Raw genomic sequence first — 17,061 nt, forward strand, 5'->3', positions numbered from 1 at the left:
CCGAGACAACGACTTGATTGGGTGATCCACGAAACTGAGGTAAGAAGACGTTTCGTCGCACCCCGTCCTGTCAGGAATTCCCCTGCTTCCGCTCGTTGCTCTTATTCTGCTGCCCTTGTGCGCCATCGTGAGGCTGGCGCTTGGTGCTATTCCAAGCCGCGGCAGGCAGGCTGTGCCAGGCGCTGTGCTGGCGTTTGAGATCATCGTAGCGGGTTGGGCGGCGCTTCATGGCTATCATGCGACCTTCGACCCTCTCGCGCTCGATCCCCTCATCTCCTGCTGGATTGTCCTTTGGGGCCTGACCCAACTCGCCCCCGACAAAGCCTGTGGCCCTGTTGGTGAGGCCTCCGGCACTCTGGGGCTGCTCTGTCACAATCAGGCTCTTGCATTGATCTGTTTCATCCCCTGCCTGATTGAAAACCGCCGCCTTGGGCCCCGTGCGTCCGGCCTCGCCTGGCAATTGGCCCTTCTGGCGCCTGCAGGCTGCTATCTGGCGGCTCATGGGTTTTTCCCTGCACAGGGTTTGACAGATAGTCTGATGAGCACCGGTATCGATCCTACCATGGCGGGCCACGCGGGCCGCCTTGCGGGCGAGGCCACGGTCACACCGGCCGTCCGCGATTTCGCTTCCCTGGGTGCTCTGTCTGGTGAGGTTTTCCTTCCACTGGCCGCCCTCGCCACGCTCCCTGCTTTCTCGGCCATGCCTGTCCTGGGCTACTCGATTGTCGTACCAGCCCTGCTCGCCCAGACCGGTAGCTTCTGGCCGGTCACCCTCATATTGCTGGGCGGCGGCCTCTGCTTGTTTCTGCCACTGCGGCGATCTCTGGCTTACTGGCCACTTCTGCTGCTCGGTCTGACCCTCAGCGCGCGACATGGCGGGCTGGCCGATAGCGCCCTTGCCGGAAGCGAGGCATTCATCCTGTCGCTGCTTCTTGGCGTGCTCGGGAAGAAGTCCAGCTTCTTCCAGACACCTCTCCCGCCTTTGGCCGGTTTCCTGCCCTACTGGCTCGGACTTCATGTCGTCGACGGACTAACGGGACTCTCTCCGGCATGGACCGCTAGCGGCATGTGCCTTAGCCTCGTGCTTGGAATATTGATGGTCAGGGCATGGCTCGCATCATGGCGGGCCTTGTCACAGCCAGGATCGGCCGTTCAGGAACGCCCTGGCGCAAAAGATTCGGCGCATATCGCCAGCGGCGCAGCTCTCGTCCACTCCTCGGTCGAGCCTAGAATGATACCCTCCCTGACGCTTGGCCTGTGCCTGTCAGTATGCCCCGGCTTGCTGATTGGCCCGGTCCATGACGCGGTTCTCACCATCGCTGGCGCACCGCATGATATCTGGCGCGCCTGGCCTGTCTGGTCGTTCGCCGGGGGCGATGGCGCCTTCTGGTATCCAGCTCTGGTGTTTCTTGTGCCCGCCATCATTGCCCCTGCGGTCATGACCCATCTTCCCGCCTCTGCAACATCGCTGCCTGCCTGGCCAGCCATGCCTATCCGGCTGCGTCTCCCCTGGGGGCTCAGGCGGCTTCTCGCCTCGATGCGGCGACAGGGCACCCTGTTGCAAAGCGGTCTGCAACGGCGTCACAACCAGCGCAACGCCTCTGCGGCGCCATCGGCCATTAAGGACACCCTGCCACTAAGAGCCGGCAGGTTCCTGTCGCATCAGGCTCTGGTGCTCTGGCTTCTACTTGTTGCGATGGCCCTGTCATGGTTGGGCTGGTCAGCGTGATGACCTCCTTGCTTCTCCAGCTATGCCTGATGCTCGGACAGCTTCTCACGCTGGCGCTGCTTGCCCCCTTTCTGACAGATCTGGAAACGATGATTGGCGGCTTGATGGCAGGCCGACATGGCCCCCTGCCCGGCTGGCGATGGCGTCAGCTGCGTATGGGGTGGGGTCAGAGCCGGGCCATACCGGCGTTGACCTGGTTTGGTCTCTGCGCGGTGCTGCTTGCCAGTATGGGTATCCCTCTCGCAACAACGCAGATCCCGTTTCATTTTCTTTCGGAGCCTCTGGTCTGCGGAGTATTACTGATCCTGTCCTGTGCGACCGTCTGGACCCAGGCGCTAACCCTGGCACCGACCCGCATGACCGAGCTGCGCCTGAAACGTTCTTTGGGGGCAGTCGGACAGGACCTGCTTTTCCTGGTGCCTCTTCTCGCTCTAGCAGGCACGCTGATCACCGTTGGCCTTCCCGGATCGGCCACAATTACCGGGCTGCTGCAGCAAAGAGTGCTGCAGCCCTCACCTGCCCTGCTTGGCGGGCTGGTCTTCATCGCAACCGCCTTATTGCTGGTTCTCAATCGCCGTTTTCTCTCACAGGCATGGCATGAGGAACTGATTGCGGGGACAGAGGGCCGTCATCGTAGCCTATTGCGCTACCGGCACGATCTGACGGCCCTGTGCTGGTATCTCCTCATCGCCGACCTGATCTGGCCCGATGCCATCGCCGCAAATAACGCAACGACGGGCCATCTGGCCCTGTTGTGGTTTGTGGCGGCTCCGGTTCGGCTGGGTGTGCTGGTAATTCTTGTCGCGAGCTGGCGCGCGCTACGCCCCCTTCCCTCCTCACGGCTCGCGCTTGTTCTGAGCGGGGGCGCCATCCTGCTGGTTCTTGCCGGAAGGCTGACCTCATGACTGGTGCCGCATGATCGTTCTTCTTGGCCTGACCCTGCTTGTCGCGCTGGCGGCGATCGGCCGCGATGCGCGCATCCTTCCCTTGCATGGCACCTGCGCGGCGACCTGTGTCTCCGGGGTCGGACATGGTGCCCCGGCTCTGGCAGCCCTGATCCTCTTGCCTACACTGAACGGTGCAGGGCTGATCGTGCTGCGCCGCCATGTCGCATGGCGCTCGGGGGAACCCCGTGAACGACGCACTGCCCAGCAGGCTGCCAGCCTCGCTGTCTGCGGAGCCATTGCACTTGTGCTCCTCACAGCCCTGGCAGCGACACCGGGCATACCGGTGCTCATCTGCATCGGCATCATTCTCGCCGGATTATGCGGGGCGGCACTCTCTGCCCCCCTTTTGCAGCTGGTTTCGCTTCTCTGCACTCTTAATGGGCTTCTCCTGCTGGGCGGCTACACCCATAGCTGGCCCCTCGTTCTGGGTGCGACACTGGTCTGGATCGGCCTGCTGTCGCTTGGGGGATGGCTCATGCCCCGCCTTGCCTGGCATCGTATGGATGGCCCCGGTCATGGCTGATACCCTGCATCAGATCGCCCGGTTCCTCGTCCCGTCATGGCCGCTCCTCGCGGCCTGTCTGATGGCCTTGCTGCCTGAGGCGCGCGCCCTGCGCTCGGCGCGGCATTTTGCCCTTGCCGGTCTGGTCCTGACCCTGTGCCTTTCCCCGCTGCTTCCCGCTCAGGATCTGCTCAGCCGCTGGGGGTGCCTGATGGCGGGCGCAATGCCTTTTCTTGCATTGGGCAAGGGGGAGACGCGCCTGACCTTGTGTCTCGACTTCGTCTCGGCCTGCCTTATCACACTGGCCCTTTGTGCTCATGACGTGCTGACCGTGGTTTGCCTGACTGGCTGCGCGGCCCTCATGCTCACATACCGGGAAACCCTTGCCACCACGCGCGCGCGTCAGGCCTGGGATTCGATGCGCATGCGCCTTGCCGGGCTGGTTCTGGCACTGCTGGGCACCAGTCTGATCACCATGAGCCCTGACCCTGCCATCTTGAGACTTGGCGATCTTTTTCTCGCTGTCGGGCTTTGCCTTCTTTCCGGTCTCGGCACCATTGCGCCTGTCTGTGATGGGACGATGACCGGGAAAGATGGGTCAGCGGTTTCGCTGCGGACCGATCGCCTGACTGCCCTCCCCGACATGTTGCTATGTCTGAGCGCCGTGGCACTCATGCTGCGCCTGCCTGCGCGCGAGGTCACACACATGGTGCTCCTTTCCGCCGGGATAGCAGGATTGTGGCTTTGCATTCTGACCCGACAGGACGGCCCGAGGCTCCTGGTCTGCCTTGCCACCATCGCCGCCGCCCTGCCCACAGGGCCGGTTCCCTCGCTGCTCTTTCTCAGTTCAGGCCTCGCACTGGCCGCCGGTCCACAGATTCCTGACTCCGTGCGACGCTGGATCATGAGCAGCCTGCCGCCCTGGCCCAACTTCACAGCAGGATGCCTTACTCTGGCGGGATTGAGCAGAGTTGGCCTCATACCCACCGTCATCGTGCTGGCTGCTCTCGGGCTGACCGCCAGCCGGGCGACGCTGGACTGGCATATACCGGTCAGCTGGCGCGACCGGGCGCTTGTGCTCGCCCTTGTCGGTATGGGGATGATTGCGCCGCTCGTGCTTGGGCTTAACGCTCATGGCAGCCCGGTCGGGGCCCTTTCTTGGAGCGCCCCATGAGCATGATCGCCCGTATCCGGGCCGGCGAACGTCTTTCCCCACATCATTACACCCTCGATGAGGGGCAATGGCACGAGATGATTGCTGCGGCACCGGGCTGGTTCATCGCTCACTGGTGTGACGATCTGCGCGCCTATGCCCTGTTCCTCGATCAGGAAACGCCGCTTTTGGTGAGCACCCCCCTGATCGACGGGCGCTATTTCGCCCTGTCAGCGGCTCTGCCTTGCGCCGCATGGCCAGAACGCATCGCGCAGGATCTGTGGGGTTGTCTGCCACTGGGCGCCATCGATACCGAGCCCGCACTGGATCGGGGTGGCTGGGCGAGTATCGCGCCTCTATCCGCCCGGTCCGTCCCAGCGCCTGTTTCAGCCGACCATACGCCTTCCCCATCCGTGTTCGTGCAGAGCCTTCATGGCGATATGGCGCCGTTCATGTGGGGGCATGGGAAGATCATGCCGGGTGCCGCGCATATCGGCCTCATGCATCGCCTCAAGGGCTGTATGCCCGAGGAAGCATTGAGGCTGATCAGTCGCAGCAACGGATCGGCTTTTGTCGCAGCCCCCCTTGCCTACTCGCGTGCCATCGAAAACGCACTTGGCATCATCCCCGACGATGCGACACGCGATGCCCGCACGATCCTTCTGGAGATCGAACGCATCGTTGTGCATTGCCGTGATATTGCCCAGATGGCGCAGTTAACGGGCTTTGCCCTCCTTGCCACTCACGCCAGTCTTGCTGAGGATCTCTGTGCAGGGCTATGCGCCCATCACGGGGCCAGCCGCCGCCTGACCGACATGATCACGCCACAAGGCATTGCAGCAGGAATTGATATCTGCGGCCTTGCTCATGCCCTTCATGATGCCCTGATGCCGCGCCTGCCCGTCATCGAGGGGTTGCATTTCCAGATGGCGGAGACGCTGGAGGGACTTGGAACGATACCCCCTGCCCGTGCCCAGGCCCTGTGCCTCGGTGGGTTGGTTGGTCGGGCTTCCGGACGTTCATTCGACCTGCGCCAGCTTGAAGATGACATGCGCCACGTTCCCGGCCGGGCAGGCTCGCGCCTTGGTGGCGATGGCTGGGCCAGACAATGCCTGCGCCTTGATGAGATACGTGACTCGCTCAGACGCATCGACCGCATTGCCGCTGATTTCGGCGTGCCTCTGCCCTCACCGGCAGCGGACACATCCGGATCCGGGGAGGGTATCGGCGCTGTCGAGGGCCCTCATGGCGATATCTGGTGCTGGGTGCGCCTCAAGGAGTCACGCCTTGACGGGATCATGCTGCGTGATCCTGCCCTTGCCACGCTGGGTTCTCTCCCCGCGCTGATGCATGATATCTGGGAGGACAGGCTCGTTCTGGCATCGCTGGGCTTCGATCCTGCCGGTGCCGACCAATAAGTTCCGATCCGGGGATCACTCCGGCCTGGCTGAAATACGCCTCAAGCCCCGATGACAACCCTGCTTTGCGTCTCGCCTCCGGCATGACCCGTGGCGCTTTCGGGCGCAGTCTCGTCGGTATGTTTGATCGCTGATGAAGCTGGTTTGAGCGAATCAGCCGGTGGACGCAGGGAGCTGGCCACGGCTCGCCACAGACGCGTCACGAACATCACGAAGCTGCTGAGCGCAGTCGCATAGCAGGCGCCAGTCAGCGAAAAATGGCGTGTGAGACCATAAAGCACGGGAAAATAGGCCAGTGTGATCCAGGTACGATTGGCCATGAGAAAGCCGATCTGTCCCATGACCGTCAGCAAGGGTTCGAGCGGCACGACCAGAAGGGTGAGCACCGCAGAAACGAGCATGATCGAGATGTAATAGGTGGTGCCATGCAGATGAATATGCAGCATCAGCGAGAAAATTCGCCCGCCGAAGAAAGCCGCCACCAGAAGCAGCGCGATCGAAACAGCGCAGAGGATACCGAATATCTTCCATGTCAGGCGCTTGAGACCGCTCCAGTCCTGCCGGTCACGCATCTTGACCAGCTCGGGATAAAGCACAGGCGAAAGCATCTGCGCTGGTGTGACGATCCCGTCGGCAATCTGGCGGCAGATCCTGAACACGGCGGCCTCGGCAGAGCCGAGTAACGACCCCACGACCAGCGTGCTGATATGGCCGGACACAGCCCCGAGGGTCTGGTTGATGCTTGTCGAGCGGGTGAAGGCCCACATACCCGGCAATTGCCAGCGCCATTGCCCGAGCACGTCACGCCAGCGCAGACGCAGGCCGATTTTCTGACGCAGGGTGGAAAGTGCAAAATACAGGAATAGGCCATAATCCATCAGCACGGCCCCAGCCCAGACCAGCACGAAAAAGCCGAGATCAAGATGCAGCCCATAGCCGACAGCCGTGCCCGCCGTACGGAAAATGGCCGTACAGGTATCGCTGACCGGCACGAGATGGAAACGCTCCGTCAGGCGCAGAACGCCATTGCTCCACCCGGTATACATGAAGGGGCAGATCAGCGCGTAGCCATAGGCCAGGAACGTCACCCAGTGCGACCAGTGCGCCACATGCGCATAAAACGTGACGCTGATTACACCGATACAGACCGCCACCACCGCGGAAATCAGATCAAGCCTGATACAGAACCCGATGATCTGACGCAGAAGAACCAGGTCGCGTCTGGCGTAAGGGTCATTTCCATAGCGGATGAGCGTTTGCCATGACTGCATGCGCGAGAAGGTCGAGGCCATGATGCCCAGAGAATGGATCAGGATCAGCAGGCCGAACGACGCCAGCCCCAGCGCCCGCACGGCAAAGGCGATATAGGCAAAACTGCATATGGCCGTCGCAATGCGCCCCAATGTCAGGAAACTGACATTGTGGAAGATCCGTCTGGCGGCAGAGGGGTGGGTCGACATGCAGGGGTTTTGAACGTCCGGCCATGAAATGGGAAGGGAGGGGTCGAAAAAACTTGCAGGTTTCGCTCTTCGAGCCCTGACTGCCTTGCCTGAAATGCGCGAGAAACCATCTGATGAGACACAGGGCTCTCCATCGAAGGCGAGTTTGTTCTTTTCACCCCTGACGTTTCGGGTGCCACTTCAACAGGGCCGCTTTCGTATCGGCCCCACCAGCGAGGTCCCATGTCTCTGCCCCTGAGCCCGGCCCCCTTCCCCCCTACCATGGCCGTGCAGGCTGACCCCGCAAGGTTTCCCGCGCTGAAACTTGTTGCCTTGAATGATGCACTGGCTGAGTCGCTGGGCTTTTCCCCCTCATGGCTCGAAACCCCGGAGGGTGTCGATTTTCTGGGTGGGCAGACACGGCCTGACGGTGTTGCCCCTGTGGCACAGGCCTATGCTGGCCATCAATTCGGCCAGTTCGTGCCGCAACTGGGCGATGGACGCGCCCATTTGCTTGGGATTGCAGCCGACCGGCAAGGCCGTGTTTTCGATGTTCAGCTTAAAGGCTCCGGCCCCACGCCATTCTCCCGGCGTGGCGACGGGTTGGCCGCCATCGGGCCGGTCTTGCGCGAATATCTCGCCAGTGAAGCCATGACCGCGCTCGGCGTTCCAACGACCCGCGCCCTTGCGGCTGTCCTGACCGGCGAGACTGTCTGGCGTGATCGCCCCCTGCCGGGTGCCATTCTCGCACGGGTTGCTGCAAGCCATCTACGTGTCGGTACATTCCAGTATTTCGCTGCACGGCAGGACAATGAGGCGCTGCAATTTCTTTGTGATCTGGCAATCACGCGCCATTATCCGCACGCAGCCACAGCCGAAAATCCCGCAAGAGCCCTCTACGAAAATGTGGTCGCGGCTCAGGCAAGACTGATCGCCCACTGGATGAGTCTCGGGTTTGTGCATGGCGTGATGAACACTGACAACATGGCCATTTCGGGAGAGACGATCGATTACGGTCCCTGTGCCTTTCTCGATGTCTACAGCCAAAACAGGGTATTCAGCTCCATCGACCGTAACGGTCGCTACGCCTATGCCAACCAGCCAAAACTCGCAGGCTGGAATCTGGCCCGCCTCGCCGAAACCCTGCTTACCTTCTTCGATGCGGACGAAGCGCGTTCCCTGGCCTGGGCACAGGAGACACTGGGCACGTTTGCCACGCTTTACGAAAATGCATGGCTCGAAAGAATGCGTTCGAAATTCGGGCTCACAACATGCGAACCGGATGACAAGGGTCTGATCGAGCGTTTTCTGGCGATCCTGGAGCAGGACAAACTGGATTGGACACTGAGTTTCCGACGCCTGACCCGCCGCGAGTTGTCATGCGATGCACGGAACTCACCAGCCATGACGCAATGGCTGCAGGATTGGGACGCACGTTGCACACGGGAAGGCGTATCCACCATTGTCCGTGAAAATGCCATGCGCCAGATCAACCCCGCAGTCATTCCGCGCAATCATCGGATTGCCGAGGCGATAGACGCTGCGGAGAGCGGTGATTTATCGGTATTCCACGCCCTTCTCTCCCGACTGGAACGCCCCTTCGTTGACGATGCAATCTATGAAACCCCACCGCGCCCCGAGGAGGTCGTGCAGGCGACATTCTGCGGTACATAGGCCCCGCTTCTTCAATGGGGGGATGACTGACTCAGACGCATCACAAGATGGTGCCCCAATTTGCCGTAGTGATTGAGCGCCGTTCATCTCCGGACCGGCTCGACACCCGTATTGGAACCCGAAAGTCGAGCGATATTGTGAAGCTCACCATCGTGGCGCTGCCGGACCGAAGGCGATACGATACGGACCCGCAATGGAGTGACACATGACCTTGATGCGCAAGCATTGGTTCTATCCCTCTATCGTCATGTCCTACATCGCTGTGTTCCTGTGGCTCTCAGGTTTTCAGAATTGCCCGATGAGCGCGGCCCACCAGACGCTCATTGGTGCGACGTGGATAGGCACGCTCGTCCTTACTCTCTGGGTGTGCTATCGCCCTCCCACGCTCATGCGTGGCCTGGTCCGCAGCCTTGCCCTTGGAGGTTCCGGCTTATGGATAGCGCGCCATACACTGCCCAGCTTCGATGAGGGTACAACCCCTCATATCGGGTGGGTCCGCTTCATCAGCGTCTGCCTTGCCGTTCTGTGCGAAAGCACCGTCCTGATCGCTGCCATGCGACTTGTCTTCGGCAAAAATGGCGATCCAGACAAGCTGAAGGATCTCGGATTACCGCCTCTTGTTGTCAGGGCCATGCTTGCAGAAGCTCGTTTCTGGCGCGGGGTCTGGCACGCTCTGACCGGGTCACGATGATCAGCAATAAAAGAACAAACCGGTTCTTTCATTGCTGATGCTGATTGTTGTTTTTGTCCACTCCAGAACCATTTCATTGAAACATAATAACCGTAACAAGCTGCGTTCCGTGCAAACTGGACGGAACGCAGCAGAAAATATTTATACAGTGCGCACCCATCACTGAATTGAGGAGCCTCGTGTCCCCTAGAAGTTGTTGCAAGGTCGCGGGGCCATCATGCTCCATTGCAGCGCGGCATCCGGACTTATGAGCCAAGCTGATTGCTCGTGCGCCTGAAACCGATTGCCAAACGGTTGAACAGATTCATCAGCCCGACAGCGATGGTCAGGTCCACAATTTCCTTTTCAGAGAACACCTCGGAGAGCGCACGAAAATCAGCGTCAGGAATGACCGTCTCTCGCACGCAGGTGACACTCTCCGCCCAGGCAAGGGCCGCACATTCGCGCGCGCTGAATGTTACCTCCACCTCACGCCATGCCTGAAGCACACCGAGTTTACGTGGGGAAACGCCCTTTTCGAGTAGGGTTTTCGTATGGAGATCGAGACAATAGGCACAGCCATTGATCTGCGAAATGCGCAGATAGATCAACTCGACCAGAAGCGCATCGAGTCCCGAACGGGCAATGTAGCGATAGACGTCACCCAGTGCCCTGACACCCTGCGGGGCAATCGCTTCATAATCCAGACGCTGCGGCATGTTTTTGTCTCCCGGTGGTGATGTATCCCGATGTTCCTCCCATGGGTCCTGCCCCATCGGACAGGACGAAGAATGATGTTTTCAACTGGACCTCCCATCTTGGTACACGCGAAGAACAGATTTCTGGTCCTGTCGTCGCAGGGCGGATAGACCCAAGAACCATCACTCTTCTTCTCTCGCCCTGCGGTGCCCAAGCGATGCAAATTCTTCATATCGATTGCAGCCCTCGCCCTGACGGGCAAAGCCGGATCATCTCGGCGGCTATCGTGACGCGTCTCCGCGCGCTCGAACCCGATGCTGTCATTGTCCGGCGCGATATCAGTGCTCTGCCGATGCCCGATGCGCCCTACGCTGCGCTTCTGGCACACCCCGATGATGTGACGCCCCCTGCTGCGCAGGGATCGATTACCCTGTCAGAAACACTCATCAGGGAAATCGAGGCTGCCGATATTCTGGTGCTGGGTACGCCCGTGCATAATTTCACGGTTCCCGCTTCCCTGAAGTCCTGGCTGGACCATGTCGTGCGCGTGAACCGGACGGTTGCGCTAAGTGCTCAAGGCAAGAAGGGCCTGCTGACGGACCGGCCTGTGCTTGTGGGTGTCGCAGCAGGTGGCATTATTCTCGGCGAAGATGCCCAGCAGCCTGATTTTTTTGCCCCGTATCTCAGGGCGGTTCTAGGCTGTATCGGACTTCATGACCTGCATATTGTTTCCGTTCAGGGTACGGCTTTTTGCGATGCCTCCGCGAAAGCCGCGGCCCTGAAGAACGCCCTGTTAACGCTTTCACCTGTCCTTTCCGCCTGCACCACATCCAAGTCGTCACGCGAAATCCCGGCGCCACATGTCTGAGACAGGCTCCCACGCATGACCGCACCCACGGCCCCGCTCGCGGGACTCACACTCGACAGGCAGAGCACACGGACCCTGAGCGAGCAGATCGCGGGGCATATCGAAAGCGCCATACGCTCTGGCGCCTTGCCCGAAGGCAGCCGCCTGCCGTCGTGGCGTGATCTGGCCACACAACTTGGCGTCGCCCGTGGCACCGTGCGTGCGGCCTATGATCGCCTGATCGATCGCGATCTGCTTTACACTGCCGGGGCAGCCGGAACACGCATAGCCTCCCCGCCGGAATGGCCAGGCCGAATGGGACAGGCCGAAACGACCAACCCATCGACATCTGCTGCGGCATCGCGCCTGGAAGACGAAACCGGTTACGGGTCTCTCGCCCTTTTCCGGCAGAGGGATACCCGACCACTATCATTCCAGATGGGTGTTCCCGCGCATGACGTGTTTCCTGCCACGCTCTGGGCGCGTCTGCATCGGCAGGCTGTGCAGGCTTCTGCCCTCAATACAGGTGTCATGGACCCGCGCGGCCTGCCGGAATTACGGACCGCACTGGCTTCTCACCTTGCTCTGGCCCGCGGGCTGGATTGCAGCCCTGATCAGATCCTGATTACGACGGGATTTCGCAGTGGGCTTGCCATGGTCCTGCGTGCCATTGATTGCGCAGGTAAACAGGCCTGGGTGGAAGATCCGGGCTTTCCTATCACGCGTATGGCGCTCGAAAGCGCCGGTGTGCACCCTGTACCGATTGCTGTAGATGACGAAGGGCTGGATGTCGCGCAGGGGCAAGCCACCGCTCCCGGTGCAGCATTCGCGCTTGTTACCCCCGGTCAACAGGCCCCCATGGGGGTTTCGCTCAGCGCAGCGCGTCGCCGTGCCTTGCTGCACTGGGCGCGGCTAAGCAATGGCTGGATTATCGAAGACGATTATCTGGCTGAACTGCATCTGGACGGCCGCTCGCCCCCGGCCCTGGCCTCGGGTGAGCATGCTGATCGTGTGATCCATATCGGCACATTCAGCAAGACACTTGCCCCTATGGTCGGGCTCGGCTTCGTCGTGGCACCGCCCAGCTTGCTCAAACGCCTGACTGAAACCGCCTGGTGGCTGGCCACCCCGCCCAATAACGCGGTGCAGATTGCCGTGATGCGATTCATGCGCGAAGGGCATTATTTCCGACATCTGCGACGCACACGCGAAGCCTGTACCCAACGGCGTGACCTGCTGCACCAGACATTGCGGCATTGCCGGGCGCCCGTAGCCCATGATGCGGGGCTGTCCGTCATCCTGCCACTCCCCTCGGGGTATGATGATGCCAGGCTGGCACAGCAGGCGCGGGCGGCCTCCCTTGGGATTACGCCTCTCTCAGCGTGGTTCGCCAAGGGGTCACGCGCCCGGTCAGGCGTGTTGCTGGGCGTGGCCAATATACGCCCCGAGCAGGTCGAGGCCGATTGTCAGACACTCCTGAGCCTGATGGGCACGGGGCCCTGACAGGAGCACAGCCCCCGCTTCTCTGCGCACCCAGCTGCACACGCACCCTCCCCTTTTCAATTTCAGGACAAGGACGATCAACCATGCCCGGTTTCCGACGCGGCCTTCTGGCCCTTCCCCTTCTTTTTTCAATCTGGGGGTCCAGTCAGGCGCGAGCCGACACACCGCCTGCTCCTGACTCAGCAGCGTTCATTGCCGAGGATCCGGCCCTGTCGAAGATGGTTGGTCGCGCCATTCCGGCTTTGCAATGGCAAACGCTGGACGGGCAGACGCTTAACCTCGCGACACTGACTCGTAAGGGGCCTGTCTATCTCAAGCTCTGGGCGACCTATTGTATTCCCTGTCGCGCCCAGATGCCCGGCTTCGAGGCGCTTTATCAGCGCTACAGGACACGCATGAGCGTCATTGCCGTCGATATCGGCTTTGGGGAAAACCGGGACAAGGTTGCCGCTTTTGTCAAAAAGACCGGACTGACAATGCCGGTCGTGATGGATGACGGCAAGCTGAGCGACTGGCTACAGATTCGTGCGACTCCCCTGCATGTGCTGATCGACCGCGATGGACGACTGGCCTATCTCGGCCATCAGGATGGCCCAGCCCTCGATGCAGCGCTTGAGCGGGTATCGGCCAGACCACGCACAGCCGGTGAGATCCACTTCGCCGACATAACCCCCACACCACCGCTGACCACCGGGGAACGGGTTCCCGAGATCACAATGAGCGATGCGACAGGTGCCACGGTGCCTCTGCGCCAGTCTGGCGCGACCAGAAGCCACAAGCCCCAGATTGTCCTGTTCACGGCGCCATGGTGCGAAAGCTATCTCGCCACGATGGACCCGTCGACCGCCCGCGCTTGCGTCAACACACGTCGCGTGGCGCAAAAACTCGTCGGGCACATCGCGGCAGACTGGGTTGTCGTGGGGGCACGGCTCTGGACAGAGCCTGTAGACATGGGCCCGTTCCAGACCCTTTACGGCCCCGGATTTCACGTGCTGCTCGATCGGGATAATCTGGCTTTCACGCGGTTTGGTGTGCGTCAGATTCCGGCCGTGGCACTCATTACGAAAGACGGCCGCCTGTCACGGATGATCGACGGATCGGCCCCCGATCTGGCCTTGCAGATCAAGGCATTTGCGCGACAGGAGCAATAAGCCTGCCCCCTGATGGTTGCCGGACGCTCCCCGAAGCGTCTGCGCCCTCAAGCTTAGAGTTGTTGCAAGCAGACAGCCCCCTGTGGGCCAGAATCAAGACGCTATGGTCACCAGTGTTCAGGATACTGGTGATCAGGTGATCGTCTTTCCACCTTTTCTGACGGCGTCCCAATCCAGATCGAAACGTGCCAGATATTTGCGCAACCGGTCTGCATCATTGCGGCTCGAACGCTGCATACGAGAGACAGAAAACAGGGTTCGCCCTGCGTCAGACAGGCTGGACGACATGCGGCATATCTGCACGACCGTAGCCAACTGGATGCGATCGAACATATCGATTGCGGCCAGATCCGGAACGATATCGGCCAGCATGGCCATATCGTCCGTGGCAACAGAACCCGCAGCATCCTGCCTTGCGGGACGCCAGCGCGCCGACAGCTCTGCAATTTCCTCGTCGATCATGGATACCGTGATACGACCACGTTCGGCCAGCGTGCATAGCCTGAGCAATGAGTCCGACAGATCGCGATAATTGCCCGACCAGGCCGCATCGATCGATGTCGCAAAACGCATATAGCGCGCCCGTGCGCCCGGAGCGAAACCGGTTTTGGTTCCTGAACGGCGCTCGGCTGCGTCAAGCGCGTGATCAAACGCCGCTTCAATATCTGCAAGACGTTCCCGCAAGGGCGGCAGACGTAGAATCCAGGGAAAAACGGACTCCATGCCGGCCCCGTCCCGCGCCGTAGCTATCAGGTTGAACTGTGCATCCAGATCGGTTTCGCCACCCAGCGGACGGTAGCGCTTTGCCACCACCGCGCGAAAAAGAGTGTCGCGCAAAGCCTGTGGCACATTTTCCATGCCATCGATCAGAAGCGTGCCGCGATGGGCCTGCGCCAGAAACCCTGCCCGTTCGGTCCCGGCCGCACTGCCGAGGCCTCGTTTCTGACCCAGAAGCAACGCGGTGCCATCCTGCGTGGCAAGCAGACTGCCATCCACCCGAACGAGCGACCCGCGCAGCAAACGGCGCTGGATACGCAGGTCATGAATATTGGCCGCAAGCGTGCTCTTGCCGCAGCCCGCCGGGCCGGTAATCAGGATGGGGACCTCTGACCTCAGGGCTATCTGCTCGAGCCGCCCGATCAGGCGATCAATCGCGGGGTCGGCACCCGAAATACCGCTACGCAGCAAGGTGGAATGTTCGGCAGAGGCGATCTCGAAGCGATGCCTGATTGCGTCATATCGTGCAAGATCGAGATCGATGAGTGTCAAACGCCCGTTGGGTCCCGTATCGGGACGCGGGGGCTCCATCTGGATTAGGCGCGCCGGGACGTAACGGCTTTCTGTGAGCAGATACCAGCAGATCTGCGCCACATGGGTGCCTGTGGTTAGATGGACGAAGTAACGCTCCCGGTCCTCATCGAAACCATAGGCGAGAGCGAAGTCATAAAGCTTGGCATAGACCTCCTCTAGATCCCAGGGATTGTCGAAGTCGAGCACGGTCAGACGCACTTCGGTATCCGGCGAAATGGCCGCAATGTCACGTGCGACGTGGTGGGCCAGTGCCTCAGCATATCCGGGATAGAGCAGTTCGAAGCGATCGACTGGCAGGGAATTATGGCCGCAAAGCCTGGCGCTTGGCTGCCACGACCCGACTCCGCGCGTGCGATCGATTTTTACGCCAAGCAGACCGATAACCACGTTTCTCATGAGACGATTATTCCAGATAAAAGACGATATACATAGATCAGAACCGGAAAGGTCGATCTGATGAGAAGATAGGTTTTCTCTATTGGTATCAGCACCTTATCCTGAAAGTCAGGTTTTCTTTCGGCCATACTTTCTGCCGTTCATGCTTGAGCCACATGCAAGCGACGAAAAGAAAGGACATGGCCATGAACGCGCCTGTAGAGATCGACGGCAAAATTCTGATTGAATGGGGCCACACACCCGGGCCCGCATTTGGCGCAGCGCTTGAGCAGGCACGCGCCTTGGCGGCAGAGGGGCGTGATGAGGCCGCCATACGCGCTGCCGTGGCTCCGGCGCCATTACCGCCCAAACTTCCGCTTCAGGACGCCGATACAGTCCCGCTCCATGTTTCGCTGGATGCCGAAACACCCGATGAGGCGCTTAACCGTGAGCGTGTCATCGAGACGATGCGAACGCTGATGCGCACGCCCACGGTGGCAGCGGCAGCCATCATGCCCGATGCCTGCCCGGCGGGGCCGCTCGGCACTATTCCGGTCGGCGGCATTGTCAGCACGCGCAATGCCATCCATCCCGGCATGCATTCACCCGATATCTGCTGCTCGGTGATGATGACGGATCTGGGAATAGTCGATCCTGTAGCTGTGCTTGATGCGGCCTCCGGAGTTACGCATTTCGGGGCGGGCGGGCGCGATCAGGGGCGACGCTTCACGCTCTCGCTCGATCTGCTTGATGCGTTCAGGGCCAATCCGTTCCTCAGCCACCAGAAAATGCTGCACACGGCGCAGTCTCATATGGGTACGCAGGGGGATGGCAATCACTTCCTGTTTGTGGGGCGGTCCCGTGCGACAGGTCATACCGCCATTGTGACGCATCACGGGTCACGCGGGCCAGGTGCCCAGCTCTACCGTGCCGGCGTGGAGGTCGCTGAACGCTGGAGGCGTCGCCTGTCGCCCGAGACATTGCGGCAGAATGCCTGGATCCCTGCGGATAGTGATGAAGGGCGCGATTACTGGGAGGCGCTACAGATCATACGCCGCTGGACCAAGGCCAACCATAACGCCATCCATCAGGCGGTAACAGAAAGCCTGCGCGCCACGCCGGCAGAGCGTTTCTGGAACGAGCATAATTTCGTGTTCGAGCGAGACGGGCTGTACCATCACGGCAAGGGGGCAACCCCGGCCTGGGGCAGCTATGCCAGCGATGCGACAGGCAAGGTGCTGATCCCGCTCAACATGGCCGAGCCGGTTCTGGTCGCACGGGGGCGCGATGCTGGTCACGCTCTGGGCTTTGCGCCCCATGGTGCGGGCCGTAACATGTCACGCACCGAGCATCGCCGCCGCATGGGTGATGCAACCCCGGAAGCGCTGCTTGCCGCCGAGACACAGGGGCTGGATGTCCGGTTTTTCGGGGGGAGGATCGATGTATCCGAGCTCCCATCGAGCTACAAACGGGCTGCAAGTGTCGTCGAGCAGATCAGGCGTTATGATCTAGCGGATATCGAGGATTATATCGATCCTGTCGGCTGCATCATGGCCGGTGATATGGCGCCGCCCTGGCTGAATGGCCACCGCTCGGGTCGTCGGAACTAGCGCGAACTGCGCTGCCAGTATCCTGCGGGCACG

14 protein-coding genes are annotated in these 17,061 nt (G+C 60.8%); 11 read left to right on the forward strand and 3 right to left on the reverse strand.

Features of this window, described 5'->3' with window-relative positions:
* The first annotated feature begins 127 nt into the window (after positions 1 to 127).
* From P5689_RS05650 to P5689_RS05670, 5 genes are read left to right on the forward strand one after another with little or no spacing between them, the layout of a single operon-like run.
* Positions 128 to 1,729 carry a hypothetical protein gene (locus P5689_RS05650; RefSeq protein ID WP_285532430.1) on the forward strand — a complete coding sequence of 534 codons (1,602 nt, stop codon included), beginning with the start codon at positions 128 to 130 and terminating at the stop codon, positions 1,727 to 1,729.
* Complete coding sequence (locus tag P5689_RS05655) at positions 1,729 to 2,634, forward strand: hypothetical protein (protein ID WP_285532431.1); 906 nt, start codon at positions 1,729 to 1,731, stop codon at positions 2,632 to 2,634. The genes P5689_RS05650 and P5689_RS05655 overlap by 1 nt, the downstream gene beginning before the upstream one ends.
* Before the next feature lie 10 nt (positions 2,635 to 2,644).
* Positions 2,645 to 3,199, forward strand: coding sequence for a hypothetical protein (locus P5689_RS05660; RefSeq protein ID WP_035444446.1), 555 nt, complete (start codon positions 2,645 to 2,647; stop codon positions 3,197 to 3,199).
* Entirely contained in the window at positions 3,192 to 4,352 is a 1,161-nt protein-coding gene (locus P5689_RS05665; protein ID WP_285532432.1) for a hypothetical protein, read from the forward strand. The genes P5689_RS05660 and P5689_RS05665 overlap by 8 nt, the downstream gene beginning before the upstream one ends.
* On the forward strand, positions 4,349 to 5,749 hold the full coding sequence (locus P5689_RS05670) for a hypothetical protein (protein WP_285532433.1): 1,401 nt from the start codon (positions 4,349 to 4,351) through the stop codon (positions 5,747 to 5,749). Before P5689_RS05665 ends, P5689_RS05670 begins: the two co-directional genes overlap by 4 nt.
* Before the next feature lie 41 nt (positions 5,750 to 5,790).
* On the opposite strand, the gene P5689_RS05675 is transcribed toward P5689_RS05670, so the two are convergent.
* A complete protein-coding gene (locus P5689_RS05675) occupies positions 5,791 to 7,209 on the reverse strand; it encodes a DUF2933 domain-containing protein (protein ID WP_285532434.1) in 1,419 nt (472 codons plus the stop codon).
* A 222-nt stretch (positions 7,210 to 7,431) separates the two neighbouring features.
* Here P5689_RS05675 and P5689_RS05680 point away from each other — a divergent pair, with 222 nt between their 5' ends.
* Together P5689_RS05680 and P5689_RS05685 are read left to right on the forward strand one after the other, a co-directional pair.
* Positions 7,432 to 8,862: a protein adenylyltransferase SelO family protein gene (locus tag P5689_RS05680; RefSeq protein WP_285532435.1), complete on the forward strand. Its 1,431-nt coding sequence runs from the start codon at positions 7,432 to 7,434 to the stop codon at positions 8,860 to 8,862.
* A 205-nt stretch (positions 8,863 to 9,067) separates the two neighbouring features.
* Positions 9,068 to 9,553, forward strand: a complete 486-nt coding sequence (locus P5689_RS05685) for a hypothetical protein (RefSeq protein WP_285532436.1) — start codon at positions 9,068 to 9,070, stop codon at positions 9,551 to 9,553.
* 245 nt (positions 9,554 to 9,798) lie between these two features.
* Here P5689_RS05685 and P5689_RS05690 read toward each other — a convergent pair whose 3' ends face one another.
* A complete protein-coding gene (locus P5689_RS05690) occupies positions 9,799 to 10,251 on the reverse strand; it encodes a carboxymuconolactone decarboxylase family protein (protein ID WP_023979400.1) in 453 nt (150 codons plus the stop codon).
* A 197-nt stretch (positions 10,252 to 10,448) separates the two neighbouring features.
* Here P5689_RS05690 and P5689_RS05695 point away from each other — a divergent pair, with 197 nt between their 5' ends.
* The 3 genes from P5689_RS05695 (at position 10,449) to P5689_RS05705 (ending at position 13,732) form a co-directional block, all read left to right on the forward strand.
* Positions 10,449 to 11,099, forward strand: coding sequence for an FMN-dependent NADH-azoreductase (locus P5689_RS05695; RefSeq protein ID WP_023979399.1), 651 nt, complete (start codon positions 10,449 to 10,451; stop codon positions 11,097 to 11,099).
* A gap of 15 nt (positions 11,100 to 11,114) precedes the next feature.
* Positions 11,115 to 12,581, forward strand: coding sequence for a PLP-dependent aminotransferase family protein (locus tag P5689_RS05700; protein ID WP_285532437.1), 1,467 nt, complete (start codon positions 11,115 to 11,117; stop codon positions 12,579 to 12,581).
* An 83-nt stretch (positions 12,582 to 12,664) separates the two neighbouring features.
* On the forward strand, positions 12,665 to 13,732 hold the full coding sequence (locus P5689_RS05705; RefSeq protein ID WP_285532438.1) for a redoxin domain-containing protein: 1,068 nt from the start codon (positions 12,665 to 12,667) through the stop codon (positions 13,730 to 13,732).
* A gap of 132 nt (positions 13,733 to 13,864) precedes the next feature.
* Here P5689_RS05705 and P5689_RS05710 read toward each other — a convergent pair whose 3' ends face one another.
* Entirely contained in the window at positions 13,865 to 15,439 is a 1,575-nt protein-coding gene (locus P5689_RS05710) for an RNA repair transcriptional activator RtcR family protein (protein ID WP_285532439.1), read from the reverse strand.
* 185 nt (positions 15,440 to 15,624) lie between these two features.
* Here P5689_RS05710 and P5689_RS05715 point away from each other — a divergent pair, with 185 nt between their 5' ends.
* A complete protein-coding gene (locus P5689_RS05715) occupies positions 15,625 to 17,028 on the forward strand; it encodes an RtcB family protein (protein ID WP_211199162.1) in 1,404 nt (467 codons plus the stop codon).
* Positions 17,029 to 17,061 lie beyond the last annotated feature (33 nt).

The sequence above is a fragment of the Asaia sp. HumB genome (genome assembly GCF_030263835.1).
Classification (GTDB): domain Bacteria; phylum Pseudomonadota; class Alphaproteobacteria; order Acetobacterales; family Acetobacteraceae; genus Asaia; species Asaia bogorensis.

Bases quoted from the DNA above. Each gene is read 5' to 3' on its own strand.
- P5689_RS05665 (WP_285532432.1), top strand. From the start codon at position 3,192: ATGGCTGATACCCTGCATCAGATCGCCCGGTTCCTCGTCCCGTCATGG.
- P5689_RS05705 (WP_285532438.1), top strand. From the start codon at position 12,665: ATGCCCGGTTTCCGACGCGGCCTTCTGGCCCTTCCCCTTCTTTTTTCA.
- P5689_RS05680 (WP_285532435.1), top strand. From the start codon at position 7,432: ATGTCTCTGCCCCTGAGCCCGGCCCCCTTCCCCCCTACCATGGCCGTG.
- P5689_RS05685 (WP_285532436.1), top strand. From the start codon at position 9,068: ATGACCTTGATGCGCAAGCATTGGTTCTATCCCTCTATCGTCATGTCC.
- P5689_RS05670 (WP_285532433.1), top strand. From the start codon at position 4,349: ATGAGCATGATCGCCCGTATCCGGGCCGGCGAACGTCTTTCCCCACAT.
- P5689_RS05675 (WP_285532434.1), bottom strand. From the start codon at position 7,209: ATGTCGACCCACCCCTCTGCCGCCAGACGGATCTTCCACAATGTCAGT.
- P5689_RS05690 (WP_023979400.1), bottom strand. From the start codon at position 10,251: ATGCCGCAGCGTCTGGATTATGAAGCGATTGCCCCGCAGGGTGTCAGG.
- P5689_RS05715 (WP_211199162.1), top strand. From the start codon at position 15,625: ATGAACGCGCCTGTAGAGATCGACGGCAAAATTCTGATTGAATGGGGC.
- P5689_RS05710 (WP_285532439.1), bottom strand. From the start codon at position 15,439: ATGAGAAACGTGGTTATCGGTCTGCTTGGCGTAAAAATCGATCGCACG.
- P5689_RS05700 (WP_285532437.1), top strand. From the start codon at position 11,115: ATGACCGCACCCACGGCCCCGCTCGCGGGACTCACACTCGACAGGCAG.
- P5689_RS05660 (WP_035444446.1), top strand. From the start codon at position 2,645: ATGATCGTTCTTCTTGGCCTGACCCTGCTTGTCGCGCTGGCGGCGATC.
- P5689_RS05695 (WP_023979399.1), top strand. From the start codon at position 10,449: ATGCAAATTCTTCATATCGATTGCAGCCCTCGCCCTGACGGGCAAAGC.
- P5689_RS05655 (WP_285532431.1), top strand. From the start codon at position 1,729: ATGACCTCCTTGCTTCTCCAGCTATGCCTGATGCTCGGACAGCTTCTC.